13 protein-coding genes are annotated in these 17,779 nt (G+C 56.6%); 8 read left to right on the top strand and 5 right to left on the bottom strand.

Annotated features, from left to right (window positions below; genetic code table 11):
- Positions 1-12: 12 nt before the first annotated feature.
- Together C3406_RS03475 and rlmKL are read right to left on the bottom strand one after the other, a co-directional pair.
- Positions 13-1,920, bottom strand: coding sequence for an ABC transporter ATP-binding protein (locus C3406_RS03475; RefSeq protein ID WP_103178951.1), 1,908 nt, complete (start codon positions 1,918-1,920; stop codon positions 13-15).
- A 12-nt stretch (positions 1,921-1,932) separates the two neighbouring features.
- Positions 1,933-4,041 carry a bifunctional 23S rRNA (guanine(2069)-N(7))-methyltransferase RlmK/23S rRNA (guanine(2445)-N(2))-methyltransferase RlmL gene (gene rlmKL, locus C3406_RS03470; protein ID WP_103823353.1) on the bottom strand — a complete coding sequence of 703 codons (2,109 nt, stop codon included), beginning with the start codon at positions 4,039-4,041 and terminating at the stop codon, positions 1,933-1,935.
- A 97-nt stretch (positions 4,042-4,138) separates the two neighbouring features.
- On the opposite strand from rlmKL, the gene C3406_RS03465 reads away from it, so the two are divergent.
- On the top strand, positions 4,139-5,248 hold the full coding sequence (locus C3406_RS03465; RefSeq protein WP_103823354.1) for a YcbX family protein: 1,110 nt from the start codon (positions 4,139-4,141) through the stop codon (positions 5,246-5,248).
- Here C3406_RS03465 and zapC read toward each other — a convergent pair.
- Together zapC and pyrD are read right to left on the bottom strand one after the other, a co-directional pair.
- Positions 5,245-5,781, bottom strand: a complete 537-nt coding sequence (gene zapC / locus C3406_RS03460; RefSeq protein ID WP_103823355.1) for a cell division protein ZapC — start codon at positions 5,779-5,781, stop codon at positions 5,245-5,247. The two genes, C3406_RS03465 and zapC, sit on opposite strands and share 4 nt — an antisense overlap.
- Before the next feature lie 167 nt (positions 5,782-5,948).
- Positions 5,949-6,959, bottom strand: coding sequence for a quinone-dependent dihydroorotate dehydrogenase (pyrD, locus tag C3406_RS03455; protein ID WP_103823356.1), 1,011 nt, complete (start codon positions 6,957-6,959; stop codon positions 5,949-5,951).
- A 248-nt stretch (positions 6,960-7,207) separates the two neighbouring features.
- On the opposite strand from pyrD, the gene ssuE reads away from it, so the two are divergent.
- The 5 genes from ssuE to ssuB are packed head-to-tail and all read left to right on the top strand — an operon-like array spanning position 7,208 to position 11,448.
- Positions 7,208-7,783 carry an NADPH-dependent FMN reductase gene (ssuE, locus tag C3406_RS03450; RefSeq protein ID WP_103178946.1) on the top strand — a complete coding sequence of 192 codons (576 nt, stop codon included), beginning with the start codon at positions 7,208-7,210 and terminating at the stop codon, positions 7,781-7,783.
- Complete coding sequence (locus C3406_RS03445) at positions 7,776-8,738, top strand: sulfonate ABC transporter substrate-binding protein (RefSeq protein ID WP_103823357.1); 963 nt, start codon at positions 7,776-7,778, stop codon at positions 8,736-8,738. Before ssuE ends, C3406_RS03445 begins: the two co-directional genes overlap by 8 nt.
- Positions 8,735-9,880 (top strand): FMNH2-dependent alkanesulfonate monooxygenase, encoded by a 1,146-nt coding sequence (gene ssuD / locus C3406_RS03440; RefSeq protein WP_103823358.1) that lies wholly within the window; start codon positions 8,735-8,737, stop codon positions 9,878-9,880. The genes C3406_RS03445 and ssuD overlap by 4 nt, the downstream gene beginning before the upstream one ends.
- Positions 9,881-9,889: 9 nt before the next feature.
- On the top strand, positions 9,890-10,681 hold the full coding sequence (gene ssuC, locus C3406_RS03435) for an aliphatic sulfonate ABC transporter permease SsuC (protein ID WP_103823359.1): 792 nt from the start codon (positions 9,890-9,892) through the stop codon (positions 10,679-10,681).
- A complete protein-coding gene (gene ssuB / locus C3406_RS03430) occupies positions 10,678-11,448 on the top strand; it encodes an aliphatic sulfonates ABC transporter ATP-binding protein (RefSeq protein ID WP_103823360.1) in 771 nt (256 codons plus the stop codon). Before ssuC ends, ssuB begins: the two co-directional genes overlap by 4 nt.
- A gap of 114 nt (positions 11,449-11,562) precedes the next feature.
- Here ssuB and pepN read toward each other — a convergent pair whose 3' ends face one another.
- Positions 11,563-14,175, bottom strand: coding sequence for an aminopeptidase N (pepN, locus tag C3406_RS03425; RefSeq protein ID WP_103823361.1), 2,613 nt, complete (start codon positions 14,173-14,175; stop codon positions 11,563-11,565).
- A 264-nt stretch (positions 14,176-14,439) separates the two neighbouring features.
- Here pepN and pncB point away from each other — a divergent pair, with 264 nt between their 5' ends.
- Positions 14,440-15,642 carry a nicotinate phosphoribosyltransferase gene (gene pncB, locus C3406_RS03420; RefSeq protein ID WP_103823362.1) on the top strand — a complete coding sequence of 401 codons (1,203 nt, stop codon included), beginning with the start codon at positions 14,440-14,442 and terminating at the stop codon, positions 15,640-15,642.
- Positions 15,643-15,804: 162 nt separating this feature from the next.
- Positions 15,805-17,205, top strand: a complete 1,401-nt coding sequence (gene asnS, locus C3406_RS03415; RefSeq protein WP_103178939.1) for an asparagine--tRNA ligase — start codon at positions 15,805-15,807, stop codon at positions 17,203-17,205.
- Positions 17,206-17,779 lie beyond the last annotated feature (574 nt).

The raw sequence follows: 17,779 nt of genomic DNA, 5'->3' as shown, positions 1-17,779 counted from the left end.
TCCATGTTTAACTTATGCGCCGTTTTTCAGAGCCTCAAGATATTCCCAGCGTTCAAATGCCTCTTCCAGCGCCTGCTCAGCCTGGGCCATATCGGCCAGAACTTTTTGAGTATAGTCATGCGGCTGGCTGAAGAATGACGCGTCTGCCACCTGAGCCTGCAAACTTTCCAGACTGGCTTCGAGCTCTTCCAGACGCTGCGGCAAGCCTTCCAGTTCGCGCTGAAGGTTATAGCTTAATTTGGCCGTGGTGCGTTTGCTATTTTCTGCTTTTGGAACAGCAACTTCCGCTTCCACCTTCGCTTTTGACTGTTTTGTCGCCTGCGATTGCGCCTGCTGCCCACGGGCATCGTGATAACCGCCCACATACTGACCAATTCGGCCCTGGCCTTCGAAGATCCAGCATTCGGTAACGGTGTTATCCACGAACTGGCGATCGTGGCTGACCAGCATCACAGTTCCCTGATAACTATCAATCAGTTCTTCCAGAAGTTCCAGCGTTTCAACGTCAAGATCGTTGGTCGGTTCGTCAAGAATAAGCAGGTTGCTGGGTTTCAGGAACAGACGCGCCAGTAACAGGCGGTTACGCTCCCCACCAGAGAGTGCACGCACCGGGGTCATCGCCCGTTTTGGATGGAACAGGAAGTCCTGCAGATAGCCCAGCACGTGGCGCGGCTTACCGTTTACCATCACTTCCTGCTTGCCTTCGGCGAGGTTGTCCATCACCGTTTTATCCGGATCCAGCTCCGCGCGGTGCTGGTCGAAGTACGCCACTTCGAGCTTGGTACCGCAGTGGATGCGGCCGCTGTCGGCCTTAAGTTGATCCAGCATCAGCTTCAGCAGCGTAGTCTTACCGCAGCCGTTCGGGCCGATAAGGGCGATTTTGTCGCCGCGCTGTACCTGGGCGGAGAAGTCCTTCACCAGCACCTTGCCGTCGACCTGGTAGTTGACGTTTTCCATCTCAAAGACGATTTTGCCTGAACGGCTCGCCTCTTCGACCTGCATCTTCGCGCTGCCCATCACCTCGCGGCGCTCGCTGCGCTCACGGCGCATCGCTTTCAGGGCGCGGACGCGGCCTTCGTTACGGGTACGACGCGCTTTAATCCCCTGACGGATCCACACCTCTTCCTGCGCCAGCTTGCGGTCAAACTCTGCGTTTTGCAGCTCCTCTACCCGCAGGTTTTCCTCTTTTTCCAGCAGATAGGTATCGTAATCCCCCGGATAGGTCACCAGCTTGCCGCGATCGAGATCGACAATACGGGTCGCCATATTGCGAATGAACGAACGGTCATGAGAGATAAAGATAATGGTGCCGTTGAAGGTTTTCAGGAACCCTTCCAGCCAGTCGATGGTTTCGATATCCAGGTGGTTGGTCGGCTCATCAAGCAGCAGCACTTTCGGCCCGCTGACCAGCGCCCGGCCCAGCGCCGCCTTACGCAGCCAGCCGCCAGAAAGCGAGGCCAGCGGCATGTCCGCTTCCAGACCTAACTGCGCCAGCACTTCGTTGATGCGATTTTCCAGCTGCCACAGGCCATGATGATCCAGCAGCTCCTGCAGGCGCGCCATCTCATTCAGGTTTTTGGTGCTGGGGTCGGTCATCACCAGATGCGAAATCTCGTGGTAGCGCTTCAGGTATTCGGCCTGCTCTTCGATGCCTTCGGCAACAAAATCATAGACGCTACCCTGCACGTTACGCGGCGGGTCCTGTTGTAGACGCGCCACGACCAGATCCTGTTCGTAAATAATACGCCCGTCATCCAGCCCCTGCTCGCGGTTGAGGATCTTCATTAGCGTCGATTTTCCGGCACCATTACGCCCCACCAGACAGACGCGTTCGTTATCTTCGATATGCAGCTCAGCATTATCGAGAAGCGGCGCGTCGCTGAACGACAGCCACGCTCCATGCATACTAATTAATGACATTTACTTTTCCTTTCAGACCGCGGTAATCAGCCAGCAGTTATGGATCTGACGGTTACGGGCAAAATCCTGGGACAAGGTTTTTTGACTGATCTCTTGTGCTTTCAGCCCCAGTTTTTCCAGCCCTTCATGATCCATGCGGAAACCGCGTTTGTTGTTCGAGAACATGATCGTGCCGCCTTTACGCAGCATACGTTTTAGATCTTTCATCAGCGTAATATGGTCGCGCTGGACATCGAAAGACTCTTCCATGCGCTTGGAGTTCGAGAAGGTCGGCGGATCGATAAAGATCAGATCGAACTGCTCTTCGGTTTCTCGCAGCCAGCCCAGCACGTCAGCCTGCAGCAGGCGGTGCGCGCGACCGGTCAGGCCGTTAAGGCGCAGGTTGCGCTCCGCCCACTCCAGATAGGTACGGGACATATCCACGGTGGTAGTGGTACGCGCACCGCCCAGGCCGGCATGTACGCTGGCGCTGCCGGTATAGGAGAAGAGGTTCAGGAAGTCTTTACCTTTACTCATCTGGCCCAGCATGCGGCGGGCAATGCGGTGGTCGAGGAACAGCCCGGTATCGAGGTAATCGGTGAGGTTCACCCACAGGCGCGCGTTATATTCGCCCACTTCGATAAACTCACCCTTGCTGTTCATCTTCTCATACTGGTTTTTACCCTTCTGACGCTCACGGGTTTTGAGGATCAGCTTGTTCGGGGCGATATTCAGCACGCTGATGGTCGCGGCAATAATATCCAGCATACGCTGACGGGCTTTCTGCGGATCGACGGTTTTAGGCGGAGCATACTCCTGCACGACCACCCAGTCGGCGTAGCGATCGACCGCCACGTTGTATTCCGGCAGATCGGCGTCATACAGGCGATAGCATTCAATGCCTTCCTGCTTCGCCCATTTTTCAAATTTCTTCAGGTTCTTGCGCAGGCGGTTAGCGTAATCTTCCGCGATGGTGGCAGGTTTGCTGTCCGCCTCTTTCTCGGCCAGATGGTAATTTTTCTGCACGCAGTCCAGCGGGCCGTTTTTGGCCTTGAACTGGCGCTCGGCGCGCAGTTGCAGGCAGCTCAGCAGCTCAGGAGAGGCGCTGAACAAAGAGAGGTTCCAGCCGCCAAACAGATCCTTCATGGTGCGCCCCAGCAGGCTGTGCAGGGCAATCAGCGCAGGCTCGCTGTCCAGACGTTCGCCGTAAGGCGGGTTACTGATCACCGTGCCGTACGGGCCTTTTGGCAGCGGATTGGTGAGCTGGGAAACATCTTTAACCTCAAAGGCGATCAGCTCGCCGATCCCGGCGCGGCGGGCGTTGCTGCGCGCGCGTTCAATGACGCGGGCGTCGCTGTCAGAACCATAGAAACGGGATTCATAGGCTGCCAGCCCGGCACGTGCGCGCGTCTGGGCTTCGGCTTTGACCTCCTGCCAGATGGCCTCGTCGTGCTGAGCCCAGCCCTTAAAGCCCCACGCGCCGCGATGCAGGCCAGGCGCGCGGTCGGTTGCCAGCATCGCCGCTTCGATAAGCAGGGTACCGGAACCACACATCGGATCGAGCAACGGCGTACCCGGCAGCCAGCCGGAACGCATCACGATGGCGGCCGCCAGGTTCTCTTTGATCGGCGCAATACCGGCACGATCGCGGTAGCCGCGCTGGTGCAGGCCTTCGCCACACAGGTCCAGCGCAATGCTGGCGACTTCTTTATTCAGGCGAACGTTGATGCGCAGATCCGGATTTTCACGATCGACGTTCGGACGCTCCAGATTTTTGCGAGTGAAACAGTCGACGATGGCATCTTTGACCTTCAGCGCCCCGTACTGGCTGTTACGGATCTCATCGTTCAGGCCGCTGAAGTGCACGGCAAAAGTGGCGCCTGGGGCAAAAATCTCTGTCCAGTCGATAGTCTGCACGCCAATATAAAGATCGAGATCGCTATAAACCTTGCACTCTCTCATCGGCAACATGATGCGTGAGGCCAGGCGGCTCCACATCAGGCTCTGGTAAATAAGCCGCGTGTCGCCCTGAAAATGGACACCACCCTGAACCACCTGGCACTCTTGCGCGCCCAGGTTTTCCAGTTCAGTTTTTAACAGCTCTTCCAGCCCACGGGCCGTACTGGCAAACAGAGAATTCATATCGTCACTTTTACTCTAAGAAAATTGCTGCGCATTATAGCCAATCTGGGCTCTATGTCATAAAGTTGAGGGCTTATTTTCATTTGAGGGCTGCGCCGTGGCGACGTTATCCAGGCTTTTCATTCATCCGGTTAAATCCATGCGGGGTATTGGGCTCACGCATGCCCTTGCCGATGTCAGCGGTTTTGCCTTTGATCGCATTTTTATGGTCACAGAGCTGGATGGCACATTTATTACCGCACGCCAGTTCCCGCAAATGGTTCGCTTTACCCCGGCGCCAGTTCAGGATGGTCTGCATCTGACTGCGCCGGATGGTTCCAGTAGTATCGTCCGTTTCAGCGATTTTGCGCCAGCGGATGCGCCCACCGAAGTCTGGGGCAATCACTTTACCGCCCGTATCGCCCCGGATGCGATCAACCGCTGGCTGAGCGAATTCTTTTCCCGCCCGGTTCAGCTGCGCTGGGTTGGGCCGGAGCTGACGCGACGCGTGGCAAAGTTTGCCGCGGTGCCGCTCTCTTTTGCCGACGGGTTCCCGTATCTGCTCACTAACGAAGCCTCGCTGCGCGACCTGCAACAGCGCTGCCCGGCCAGCGTGCAGATGGAGCAGTTCCGCCCGAACCTGGTGGTGACCGGCGCTGCCGCCTGGGAAGAGGACACCTGGAAAGTGATCCGCATCGGCGAGGTCATTTTTGATGTGGTGAAACCCTGTAGCCGCTGCATCTTTACTACCGTCAGCCCGGAAAAGGGGCAGAAACACCCGGCTGGCGAACCGCTAAAAACCCTGCAATCTTTCCGCACCGCGCAGGATAATGGTGATGTCGATTTCGGCCAGAACCTGATCCCGCGCTCCAGCGGAGTGATCCGCGTGGGCGACGAGGTGGAGATCCTCTCGACCGCCCCGGGCCGCCTCTACGGCGCAAGCGCCGAAGAAGAGGCCAGTGACGTGGAAGTGCAGCCTGCAACGGCGGTGACCATCCAGTGGCAGGGACAGACCATTCGCGGTAACAATCAGCAGGTGTTACTGGAGCAGCTTGAACAGGCCGGTATTCGCGTGCCCTACTCCTGCCGTGCGGGGATTTGCGGATGCTGTCGCATCACGCTGGTTGAGGGGGAAGTGAGCGCGCTGAAGAAATCGGCCCTTGGCAGCGACGGCACAATCCTGTGCTGTAGCTGTGTGCCGAAAACGTCGTTACAGCTCGAGGCTTAAACAGCCTGTTCCAGGCTGAAGCTGACCGGTTGCGGTTTCAGCCTGTCATTCATCACTTTAATCGGGTCGCCCAACTGCATGGTGCGCCCGGCAATGGTCACCGCGGGCTGCGCCAGTAAACAGAGCGCAGCGTTGTCGCCCGGCTCCACCACCAGCAAATTCACCTGCTCACCATTTTCGCTCAGGCTGACACAGGCGGCGTCGCCGATTGTCGGTGTCCAGCGTTCACCGTGGGCAAGAAAGTGCCAGCTTTTTGGCATCTGGGGTTTGAGGAAGCGGATCGCCACCAGCGCATTGAGCACCAGTTCAGCACGCTGCTCTTTCGACAGTTCCAGGTCACGGCACTTCTCTTCAAAAGAGAAATAGAGTGCGGCATCATCGACGCAAAAACCGGTATCGGCAAAGGCGTCCGGGGTTAACATCCGGCGGGCAAAACGCGAACGAAACAACATACCATTGGCCAGATCGAGCATCATACGATCGTGCTCTTCGCAGAAATACCAGCGCCAGTTATCGTCAGGTTTAATTCGCATCTGTCTCTCCCGTTCCCGAAACGTCCTGTCGTAAGAAAGTCCTTATTGCCGCTTCGTTTTTTTAACCTCAGTAATCAAAGACTACTATGTCTAATAAAGCAACAGTCCGGGAATATAAAACAACCAGAGCTGGAAATAAAGCCCTGGTTGTCAGTCATGCTAAAAGGTTAGAGGTGATTAACGATTTCTTTAATCAGCGGCGGACCTTTAAAAATAAAGCCGGAATATATCTGAACAAGCGAAGCGCCAGCAGCCATTTTTTCACGGGCGGCGATGACTGAATCAATCCCGCCAACCCCAATAATCGGTAAGCGGCCATTTAATTCCTGCGATAGACGACGAATTATTTCGGTGCTTTTTAACTGCACCGGGCGTCCGCTCAAGCCGCCCATTTCATCGCAGTGCTTCATCCCCTGAACTAAAGCGCGGTCGAGCGTGGTATTGGTAGCGATAACACCATCAATATTATGACGAACTAAACTGTCGGCCACCTGAATCAGCTCTTCTTCAGTCAGATCCGGCGCAATTTTAACGGCGACCGGCACATATTTATGGTGCGTCGCCTGGAGTTCATTTTGCTTATTTTTGATGGCGGTTAATAAGTCATCCAGCGCTTCGCCGTATTGCAGGGTACGCAGACCTGGCGTGTTAGGCGAGGAGATATTCACCGCAATATATCCAGCGTAAGCGTAGACTTTCTCCATGCATATCAGGTAGTCATCTTTGCCCTGCTCGACCGGCGTGTCTTTATTTTTACCGATATTAATGCCTAATACGCCGTCGAAATGGGCCTTTTTCACATTTTCAACGAGGTGATCGACACCGAGATTATTAAACCCCATGCGGTTAATCAGCCCTTCGGCTTCTACCAGGCGGAACAGGCGTGGCTTGTCGTTGCCCGGCTGCGGACGTGGTGTGACGGTACCAATTTCGATGGAGCCGAAGCCCATCGCACCCAGTGCATCAATGCACTCGCCATTTTTATCCAGCCCTGCCGCCAGACCCAGTGGGTTTTTAAAGGTTAACCCCATACAGGTGACCGGCTTATCCAACACTTTCTGGCGCACCAGCGCTTCGAGCGGGGTTCCCGTAATACGGCGTAACTGCTGGAACGTTAATTCATGAGCGCGCTCAGGATCGAGCTGGAAAAGGGCTTTACGAACGAAGGGGTAGTACATGAACTCTCCTGGATTCCCGGTGTGCAAACCGGGGGCGTATTATCTGCGATCGCAGCGGGAAAGGGAATTGACCTAAGGCAAAAAAAGCCCCATGCCGCGCAATCGTTTACTTTTCACTCCTCCTTTATTCAATTTTCGGCATTTATCTTGCGGATAAATCATTTAGCGGAATAAGCCAGCGGTGCCACACTGCCAACAAATGTTATCAATGTTAGATAAAAGCAAATAATTGGTTATAAGGAGCATCTATGCGCGTCATTACGTTGGCCGGCAGTCCGCGATTCCCTTCCCGCTCCAGCGCACTGCTGGAGTACGCCCGGGAGCAGCTTACCTCTCTGGATGTGGAGGTATTCCACTGGAATCTGCAAAATTTTGCCCCGGAAGATCTGCTCTATGCCCGCTTCGACAGCCCTGCGCTGAAGGCGCTGAATGAACAGTTAAAAGAGGCCGATGGGCTGATCGTCGCCACGCCGATCTATAAAGCCTCGTTCTCCGGCGCCCTGAAAACCCTGCTCGATCTGCTGCCGGAGCGCGCGTTAGAGGGCAAAGTCGTCCTGCCGCTGGCGACGGGCGGCACCGTGGCCCATCTGCTGGCGGTGGATTACGCCCTGAAACCGGTGCTCAACGCCCTGAAAGCCCAGGAGATCCTGCACGGCGTGTTTGCCGATGATTCTCAGGTCATCGACTACCAGCACAAGCCGCACTTTACCCCGAACCTGCAAACCCGCCTCGACAGCGCGCTGGAGACCTTCTGGCAGGCGCTGCATCGCCGCGACGTTCAGGTTCCGGCCTTTGGTCTTCAGAAAGGAGTCGCCCATGTTTAAATCCCTCGCTCGCCTGAGTCTGGCAGGTCTGGTGGCTCTCTCCGCACTGGCGCATGGCGCAGAGCCCGCGCCCGACAATCTGCGTATTGGCTATCAGAAAGGCAGCGTCAGTATGGTGCTGGCAAAAAGTCATCAGCTGCTGGAAAAACGCTACCCGGAAACCAAATTCTCCTGGGTTGAGTTCCCGGCCGGCCCGCAGATGCTGGAGGCGCTGAACGTGGGCAGTATCGATCTTGGCAGTACCGGGGATATCCCGCCAATCTTCGCCCAGGCCGCCGGCGCGGACCTGGTTTACGTCGGCGTTGAGCCGCCCAAACCGAAAGCCGAAGTGATCCTGGTGCCTGAAAATAGCCCGATTAAAACCGTAGCGGATTTGAAAGGCCACAAAGTGGCTTTCCAGAAAGGTTCCAGTTCGCACAACCTTTTACTGCGCGCGCTCCAGCAGGCGGGCCTGACCTTTAAGGATATTCAGCCGGTCTATCTCTCCCCGTCGGATGCCCGCGCCGCTTTCCAGCAACAGAATGTCGATGCCTGGGCTATCTGGGACCCTTACTACTCTGCGGTGCTGCTGCAGGGGGGTGTGAGAGTACTGAAAGATGGCGAAACCCTGAAACAGACCGGCTCTTTCTACCTTGCCGCACGCCCCTATGCCGAGAAGAACGGTGCCTTTATTCAGGGCGTGCTGGATACCTTTAGCGAAGCGGACGCCCTCACCCAGAGCCAGCGTCAGGCCAGTATCGCCCTGCTGGCAAAAAGCATGGGTCTGCCGGAGCCGGTCATTGCTACCTACCTTGACCATCGCCCGCCAACCGTCATCAAACCGGTGGATGCGAAAATCGCCGTGTTACAGCAGCAAACCGCCGACCTGTTTTACGACAACCATCTGGTACCGAAAAAAATCGTTATTCGCGACCGCATCTGGCAGCCCACTGCCTCGAAAGGAGATAAATCATGAGTCTGAATATGTTCTGGTTTTTACCTACCCACGGCGACGGTCATTATCTGGGCACCGACGAGGGCGCACGCCCGGTGGATCATGCTTATCTTCAGCAGATCGCCCAGGCCGCCGACCGGATTGGTTTTACCGGGGTGCTGATCCCGACAGGTCGTTCCTGCGAGGATGCGTGGCTGGTGGCGGCGTCGATGATCCCGGTGACCCAACGCCTGAAGTTTCTGGTGGCCCTGCGTCCCAGCGTGACCTCCCCGACGGTGGCCGCACGCCAGGCCGCGACCCTCGACCGTCTGTCGAATGGCCGCGCCCTCTTTAACCTGGTGACCGGCAGCGATCCGCAGGAGCTGGCGGGAGACGGCGTCTTCCTCGATCACACCGAGCGTTACGAAGCCTCCGCGGAGTTCACCCACGTCTGGCGTCGCCTGCTGGAGGGCGAGAACGTGACCTTCGAGGGCAAGCATATCCATGTGCGTGACGCGAAACTCTACTTCCCACCGATCCAGCAGCCGCGTCCGCCGCTCTATTTTGGCGGTTCATCCGACGTTGCCCAGGATCTGGCCGCCGAACAGGTGGATCTCTACCTCACCTGGGGCGAACCGCCGGCGCTGGTAAAAGAGAAAATCGAACAGGTGCGCGCCAAAGCCGCGGCGCGGGGTCGTAAAGTCCGCTTCGGCATTCGTCTGCATGTGATTGTGCGCGAAACCACTGAAGAGGCGTGGCAGGCCGCCGATCGCCTGATTTCGCATCTGGATGAAGACACCATTGCCAAAGCGCAGGCCGCGTTTGCCCGCACCGATTCCGTGGGGCAACACCGAATGGCCTCCCTGCACAACGGTAAAAGAGAAAATCTGGAGATCAGCCCGAACCTGTGGGCGGGCGTCGGCCTGGTGCGCGGCGGTGCGGGTACCGCCTTAGTGGGGGATGGTCCGACCGTGGCGGCGCGCATTAATGAGTACGCTGACCTCGGTATCGACAGCTTTATTCTCTCCGGTTATCCGCATCTGGAGGAGGCGTACAAGGTGGGCGAACTGCTGTTCCCGCATCTGGATGTCGCCATTCCGGAGATCCCGCAGCCGCAGCAGCTGTTGCAGCAGGGTGAAGCGGTCGCCAACGAATTTATTCCGCGTAAAGTCGCCCAGAGCTAAGGAGAACGCATGGCTAACCCTTCCCGAAAATGGCTGCTGCGCATTGCCCCCTGGCTGCTTCCCGCAGGCATTGTGCTTATCTGGCAGTTAGCCTCTTCCGTGGGCTGGCTCTCCAGCCGCATCCTGCCGTCGCCGGAGGGGGTTGTGGAGGCCTTCTGGTCGCTGAGCGCCAGCGGTGAGCTGTGGCAGCATCTGGCGATCAGCGCCTGGCGCGCAGTGATTGGTTTTTCCATCGGCGGGTCGATTGGCCTGACGCTGGGGCTGATCAGCGGTCTCTCCCGCTGGGGTGAGCGTCTACTGGACACCTCGATCCAGATGCTGCGCAACGTGCCACATCTGGCGCTGATCCCGCTGGTAATCCTCTGGTTTGGTATCGATGAGACGGCAAAGATTTTCCTCGTCGCCCTTGGCACGCTCTTCCCGGTCTACATCAACACCTGGCACGGCATTCGTAATATCGATCGCGGGCTGGTGGAGATGGCGCGCAGCTACGGTTTGTCCGGCTTCGCCCTGTTTATCCACGTTATCCTGCCGGGCGCCCTCCCCTCCATTATGGTCGGCGTGCGCTTCGCCCTCGGTCTGATGTGGCTGACGTTAATTGTGGCGGAAACCATCTCCGCCAACTCGGGTATCGGCTACCTGGCGATGAACGCCCGCGAATTCCTGCAGACCGACGTGGTCGTGGTGGCCATCGTTCTCTACGCCCTGCTCGGTAAACTGGCGGATGTCAGCGCCCAGTGGCTGGAACGCCGCTGGCTGCGCTGGAATCCGGCCTACGCGATAAAGGAGGCACACGCATGAATACGGCTCGCTTAAACCAGGGGACGCCGCTGTTGCTTAACGGCGTGACCAAACGCTACGGCGAAAACACCATTCTGAACGAACTGGAGCTGCATATTCCCGCCGGGCAATTCGTGGCGGTGGTAGGCCGCAGCGGCGGCGGTAAAAGCACCCTGCTGCGCCTCCTGGCCGGGCTGGAAGCCCCGAACGGCGGTGAACTGTTGGCCGGGAACACCCCCCTGGCGGAGATCCAGGACGATACCCGGATGATGTTCCAGGATGCGCGACTGCTGCCGTGGAAATCGGTCATTGATAACGTGGGCCTGGGGCTGAAAGGCGACTGGAAAGCGCAGGCATTACAGGCGCTGGCCGCCGTCGGGCTGGACAATCGCGCCGGGGAGTGGCCTGCCGCCCTCTCCGGTGGGCAAAAGCAGCGCGTGGCGTTGGCAAGAGCGCTGATTCATCGCCCGGGGCTGTTGCTGCTGGATGAGCCGCTGGGGGCGCTGGACGCCCTGACGCGGATTGAGATGCAGGATCTGATTGTCTCGTTATGGCAGGAGCACGGCTTTACGGTACTGCTGGTGACCCACGATGTGAGTGAAGCCGTTGCCATGGCGGACCGGGTACTGCTGATTGAGGAGGGCAAGATTGGACTGGATCTGACGGTAGATCTTCCTCGCCCTCGCCGGGTGGGTTCGGCGCGGCTGGCGGAGCTGGAAGCGGAGGTCCTGGATCGGGTGATGAAGCGTGGGGTAACGGAGCGGCAGTTGATTACGGCTAATGCCTGATGCCCTCTCCCACAGGGAGAGGGACGGTAAACGTAGGCCCGGTAAGCGTAGCGCCACCGGGCATCAGGCCGCACAGCATTGCCGGGTGGCGGCTTCGCCTTACCCGGCTTTCTGTCAGGCCAGCGCCTTACTGATCTTCTCGTACAGATCGCCGGAGAGGTTCTCCAGCCCTTTCAACTGCTCCAGCGCGGCACGCATCTTCGCCTGACGCTTCTCATCGTAGCGTTTCAGACGGATCAGCGGCTCAATCAGACGCGACGCCACCTGCGGGTTGCGGCTGTTGAGCTCGGTCAGCATCTCCACCATAAACTGGTAGCCGCTGCCATCTTCCGCATGGAAGGCGGCCGGGTTGCTGCTGGCAAAGGCGCCAATCAGGGAGCGGACGCGGTTCGGGTTGCTGAGAGTGAACGAACGGTGATTGAGCAGGCTGCGCACCTTGTTCACCACATCCGCCGCCGGGCTGGTGGATTGCAGGATGAACCACTTATCCATCACCAGACCATCCTGGTGCCATTTGTCGTCATACTCCTGCATCAGGGCATCACGGCACGGCAGCTCTGCGGCAACGCTGGCAGCCAGCGCAGCCAGCGCATCGGTCATGTTGTCGGCCGTGTGATACTGCTTGCTGACCAGTTCGTCGGCGAGCGCCGTCTCCCCAAACGCCAGATAGCGCAGACAGGTGTTACGCAGTGAGCGCTTGCCAATATCGGCATGCTCAACCCGATAGGCGTCCAGTTTATGGTGGTTGTAGATCGCCAGGAACTCATCCGCCAGCTCGGTTGCCAGAGTACGGGTCAGGGCCTCACGCACCGTCGCGATGGCGATCGGATCGATAATCTCAAACAGCTCGGCGATTTCATTTACCGACGGCAGGGTAAGGATTTCAGCCGCCAGCGCCGGATCGATCTTCTCATCTAACAGAATTGCGCGGAAGGCGTCGGCAACATGTGCCGGTACCGACAGCGGCTGCCCCTGCTGATGACGATTGACGTTCAGCTTGATATAGGTCGCCAGCAGGCTCTGCGCTGCATCCCAGCGGGAGAAGTCGTTGCGCGCATGACGCATCAGGAAGGTCAGCTGCTGATCGCTCCACTTGTACTCCAGCTTAACCGGCGCGGAGAATTCGCACAGCAGCGCAGGTACCGGCTGGAAGTAGACGTTATCAAAGATGAAAGTCTGCTCGGCCTGGGTCACGTTCAACACGTTATGCACCGGATGGCCGCCTTTTTGCAGCGGGATCACCTTACCTTCGTTATCGTACAGCTCAATGGCGAACGGAATATGTAGCGGGTGCTTCTCTTCCTGTTCAGCCGTTGGCGGCGTGCGCTGGCTGATGGTCAGGGTGTACTGCTCGGTTTCCGGGTTGTAGTCGTCTTTAACGGTGACAACCGGCGTACCGGCCTGGCTGTACCAGCGACGGAAATGGGAGAGATCGATGTTAGAGGCATCTTCCATCGCCTGCACGAAATCGTCGCAGGTGGCGGCGCTGCCGTCATGACGTTCGAAATAGAGCTGCATCCCTTTCTGGAAGTTCTCTTCGCCCAGCAGGGTATGGATCATGCGAATGATTTCAGAACCCTTTTCATACACCGTCAGGGTGTAGAAGTTGTTCATCTCGATCACTTTGTCCGGACGGATCGGGTGCGCCATCGGGCTGGCGTCTTCGGCAAACTGCAGGCCGCGCATGGTGCGCACGTTATTGATGCGGTTCACCGCCCGCGAGCCGAGGTCGGAGCTGAACTCCTGATCGCGGAAGACGGTTAAGCCCTCTTTCAGGCTCAGCTGGAACCAGTCGCGGCAGGTGACGCGGTTGCCGGTCCAGTTATGGAAATACTCGTGGCCAATGACGCGCTCGATATCGAGGTAGTCTTTATCGGTGGCGGTATCGGTACGCGCCAGCACATATTTGGAGTTAAAGACGTTGAGGCCCTTGTTCTCCATCGCGCCCATATTGAAGAAGTCGACGGCGACGATCATATAGATGTCGAGGTCATACTCGAGACCGAAACGCTCTTCATCCCACTTCATGGAGTTGATAAGCGAGGTCATGGCCCACGGGGCGCGGTCGAGGTTGCCGCGATCGACAAACAGCTCCAGCGCCACTTCACGGCCTGAACGGGTGGTGAAGGTGTCGCGCAGAACGTCAAAATCACCCGCCACCAGCGCAAACAGGTAGCACGGTTTCGGGAACGGATCCTGCCACTGTACCCAGTGACGGCCATTTTCCAGCTCGCCCTCGCCTACGCGGTTACCGTTGGAGAGCAGGAACGGATAGGTGGCTTTATCGGCGATGATTTTGGTGGTAAAGCGGGCCAGTACATCCGGGCGGTCGAGATACCAGGTGATGTGACGGAAACCTTCGGCTTCACACTGGGTGCAGAGCGCCACGCCCGACTGGTATAACCCCTCCAGTGCGGTGTTAGACGCCGGGCTAATCTCGTTAACGATGCGTAATGTAAAACGTTCCGGCAGGTTATCCAGCACCAGCTGGTTATTTTCTTCTTTATAGTCGGTCCATGGGGTGTCGTTCACCTGCACCGACACTAAGGTCAGGTCCTCGCCATCAAGACGCAGCGGCACCGCCGTGGCGTTGTGGCGCGTCACCTGGCTTACCGCCGTCACAACGGTTTTTGTGGCATCCAGGTCAAAAGTCAGATCGATATCGCTAATCAGGTAATCCGGCGCACGGTAGTCGTGGCGGTATTTGGCTTGAGGCTGTTGTGTCATAGAAAACCTTTTGCATCGTTTGTCGAATAACGAACCAGTCTATTCCTGTTGTCTAAATCGCGCTATGCAGAATGTTCATCTTTTCAGTCACAAACACTCTATTTGCTACATTTTTATAACACGCGGCACGAAATGCTCTCGACCCTGGTCCAGGCTTATGGTGTGATCGGGGTTCAATAAATCGCTAAACAAGGTATACTCCAGCGGTTTCATTAGTCGTTTATTGTACTAAACGCTCCCGTGAGAGGATGCTACTGCGCACCTATGACTCAATTCGCTTCTCCTGTTCTGCATACGCTGCTGGATACCGACGCGTACAAACTGCATATGCAGCAAGCCGTTTTCCACCAATACCACGACGTACAGGTCGCGGCTGAATTCCGCTGCCGTGGTGACGATTTGCTGGGGATCTATGCTGACGCCATCCGTGAGCAAGTCGACGCAATGCAGCATCTTCGTCTGCAGGATGATGAATTCCAGTGGCTTTCCAGCCTGCCCTTCTTTAAAGAAGATTACCTTCAGTGGCTGCGCCATTTCCGCTATGACCCGTCCCAGGTAAAAATCAGCAATGATAACGGCAAGCTGCACATCCGCCTTGAAGGCCCGTGGCGGGAAGTGATCATGTGGGAAGTGCCGCTGCTGGCGGTGATCAGCGAGCTGGTGCACCGCTTCCGTTCCCCGGAGGCGAGCGTTGAGCTGGCGCTGACGACGCTGGAACAGAAGCTGGTGGATTTTGCCCAACTGACCGACTCGCTGGATATGTCGCGTTTCCGTCTGATGGATTTTGGCACCCGCCGCCGTTTCTCCCGCGAGGTGCAGCAGGCCATCGTCGAGCGGCTGCAGCAGGAGCCGTGGTTTGTCGGCACCAGCAATTACGATCTGGCCCGCCGTCTGAACCTGACCCCAATGGGCACCCAGGCGCACGAGTGGTTCCAGGCGCATCAGCAGATCAGTCCGGAGCTGGCGACCAGCCAGCGTGCGGCGCTGGCGGCCTGGCTTGATGAGTACCCGAACCAGCTCGGTATTGCCTTAACCGACTGTATTACCATGGACGCCTTCCTGCGCGATTTCGGGCCTGAGTTCGCCACCGCCTATCAGGGGCTGCGCCATGACTCCGGGGATCCGCTGGAGTGGGGTGAGAAAGCGATTGCCCATTATCAAAAGCTGGGCATCGACCCGATGAGCAAAGTGCTGGTCTTCTCCGATAATCTCGACCTGCCAAAAGCGGTAGGCTTGTACCGGCACTTCTCCTCGCGCGTAAATCTGGCCTTTGGGATCGGCACCCGTCTGACCTGCGATATTCCGCAGGTAAAACCGCTGAATATCGTGATTAAACTGGTGGAATGTAACGGCAAGCCGGTAGCGAAGCTCTCCGACAGCCCGGGCAAAACCATCTGTCATGACAAAGCCTTCGTGCGGGCGCTGCGCAAAGCCTTCGACCTGCCTCAGGTAAAAATCGCCAGCTAATCTCTTCAGGGAGCCTGCCGCGCTCCCTTCTCTTATTTATTTCCTATTTCTTCTCTTATGATTGCGAAATCTGCTTGTCTGATGGCGGATGCCAGGTAACATAGATATCCCCCTGTTGAGGGGGATACAGATTTTATTTTTGGACAACATAGAGAGACTATTATGAGCGTTGTGCCTGTAGCCGACGTACTCCAGGGCCGCGTAGCCGTTGACAGCGAAGTCACCGTGCGCGGATGGGTGCGTACCCGCCGAGATTCAAAAGCTGGCTTCTCATTCCTCGCCGTCTATGACGGTTCCTGCTTTGATCCTGTACAGGCCGTAATTAATAATTCTCTGCCCAATTACAATCAGGAAGTGCTGCGTCTGACCACGGGTTGCTCCGTTGTCGTCACCGGTAAAATCGTGGCCTCTCAGGGCCAGGGTCAGAGCTACGAACTGCAGGCCACCTCCATTGAAGTGACCGGCTGGGTTGAAGATCCAGATACCTACCCGATGGCGGCAAAACGCCACAGCATCGAGTATCTGCGCGAAGTGGCTCACCTGCGCCCGCGTACCAACATGATTGGTGCCGTGGCCCGTGTCCGTCATACGCTTGCACAGGCGCTGCACCGCTTCTTCGACGAGCAGGGTTTCTTCTGGGTCTCCACGCCGCTTATCACCGCTTCTGATACCGAAGGCGCAGGCGAGATGTTCCGCGTCTCCACGCTGGATATGGAAAACCTGCCGCGCACACCAGAAGGCAAAGTGGACTACGACAAAGATTTCTTTGGTAAAGAGGCCTTCCTGACCGTGTCTGGCCAGCTGAACGGCGAAACCTACGCCTGTGCGCTGTCTAAAATCTACACCTTCGGCCCGACCTTCCGTGCTGAAAACTCCAACACCAGCCGCCACCTGGCAGAATTCTGGATGCTGGAGCCAGAAGTGGCCTTCGCCGATCTCAATGATGTTGCGGGCCTGGCAGAAGCGATGCTGAAGTACGTCTTCAAGGCCGTGCTTACCGAGCGCGCAGACGACATGAAATTCTTTGCCGAGCGCGTCGACAGCGATGCGATTGCCCGTCTGGAGCGTTTCGTCTCTGCTGACTTTGCGCAGGTGGATTACACCGATGCCGTCGCGATCCTTGAGAAATGCGGTGAGAAGTTCGAGAACCCGGTTTACTGGGGCGTTGATCTGGCTTCCGAGCATGAACGTTACCTGGCCGAGAAACACTTCAAGGCGCCAGTGGTTGTTAAAAACTATCCGAAAGACATTAAGGCGTTCTATATGCGCCTTAACGAAGATGGCAAAACCGTTGCCGCGATGGACGTGCTGGCGCCGGGCATCGGTGAAATCATCGGGGGTTCTCAGCGTGAAGAGCGTCTGGATGTGCTGGATGCGCGTATGGCTGAAATGGGCCTCAACAAAGAGGACTACTGGTGGTATCGCGATTTACGTCGCTATGGCACCGTGCCGCACTCCGGTTTCGGGCTCGGCTTTGAGCGTCTGATTGCCTATGTCACCGGTGTTCAGAACGTGCGTGATGTCATTCCTTTCCCGCGTACCCCGCGCAGCGCAACGTTCTAATCCCGTATTACTCAATGGCCAGCTATGCTGGCCATTATTTTATCCTGCCTTGTCAACTTGTGTCAGTTGAAAGTCAGCATCTTTAAAGCGCAACCCCGCAAAATACTCTTCAGTGTTACGCTTTATTTCCAAGAAACATCTTTGAACAAAAAATAAACCCTATTCTTATTGCGCCTAATCTCTTTCTTAAGCATTAGCACATTTTTCGCACAAACTCCCAGCTATCCAGACGTCCATTTTCAGAAATAAGAAAAATTGTTCGCTAATGCTTCGGATCATAAAAAAGTCGTTATCTAAAATTAAGATAAGCAATTCATATAGATAGAATATGTGAAGCTTTAAATTTAGCCATTCAACTCTGAACTTTGAGGTGCTTCACAAAGTTCCTTAAAATTCACATTTAGTTACACATATTTTCTTATTGTAACCGATTCTTTATGTTTGTAGCACTTTCAGGCTAGCGAAACCGCTATTTGAATGGAAAGATGCCTGTCAGACACATAAAGACACCAAACTCTCATCAATAGTTCCGGAAATATTTATTGACAGAATTTATTGACGGCAGTGGCGAGTG

Origin of the sequence: Leclercia sp. LSNIH8 (genome assembly GCF_002920195.1) — a bacterium.
GTDB lineage: Bacteria > Pseudomonadota > Gammaproteobacteria > Enterobacterales > Enterobacteriaceae > Enterobacter.
The sequence above is the reverse complement of the archived record's forward strand: the minus strand, read 5'-3'. Positions and strand labels throughout refer to the sequence as shown.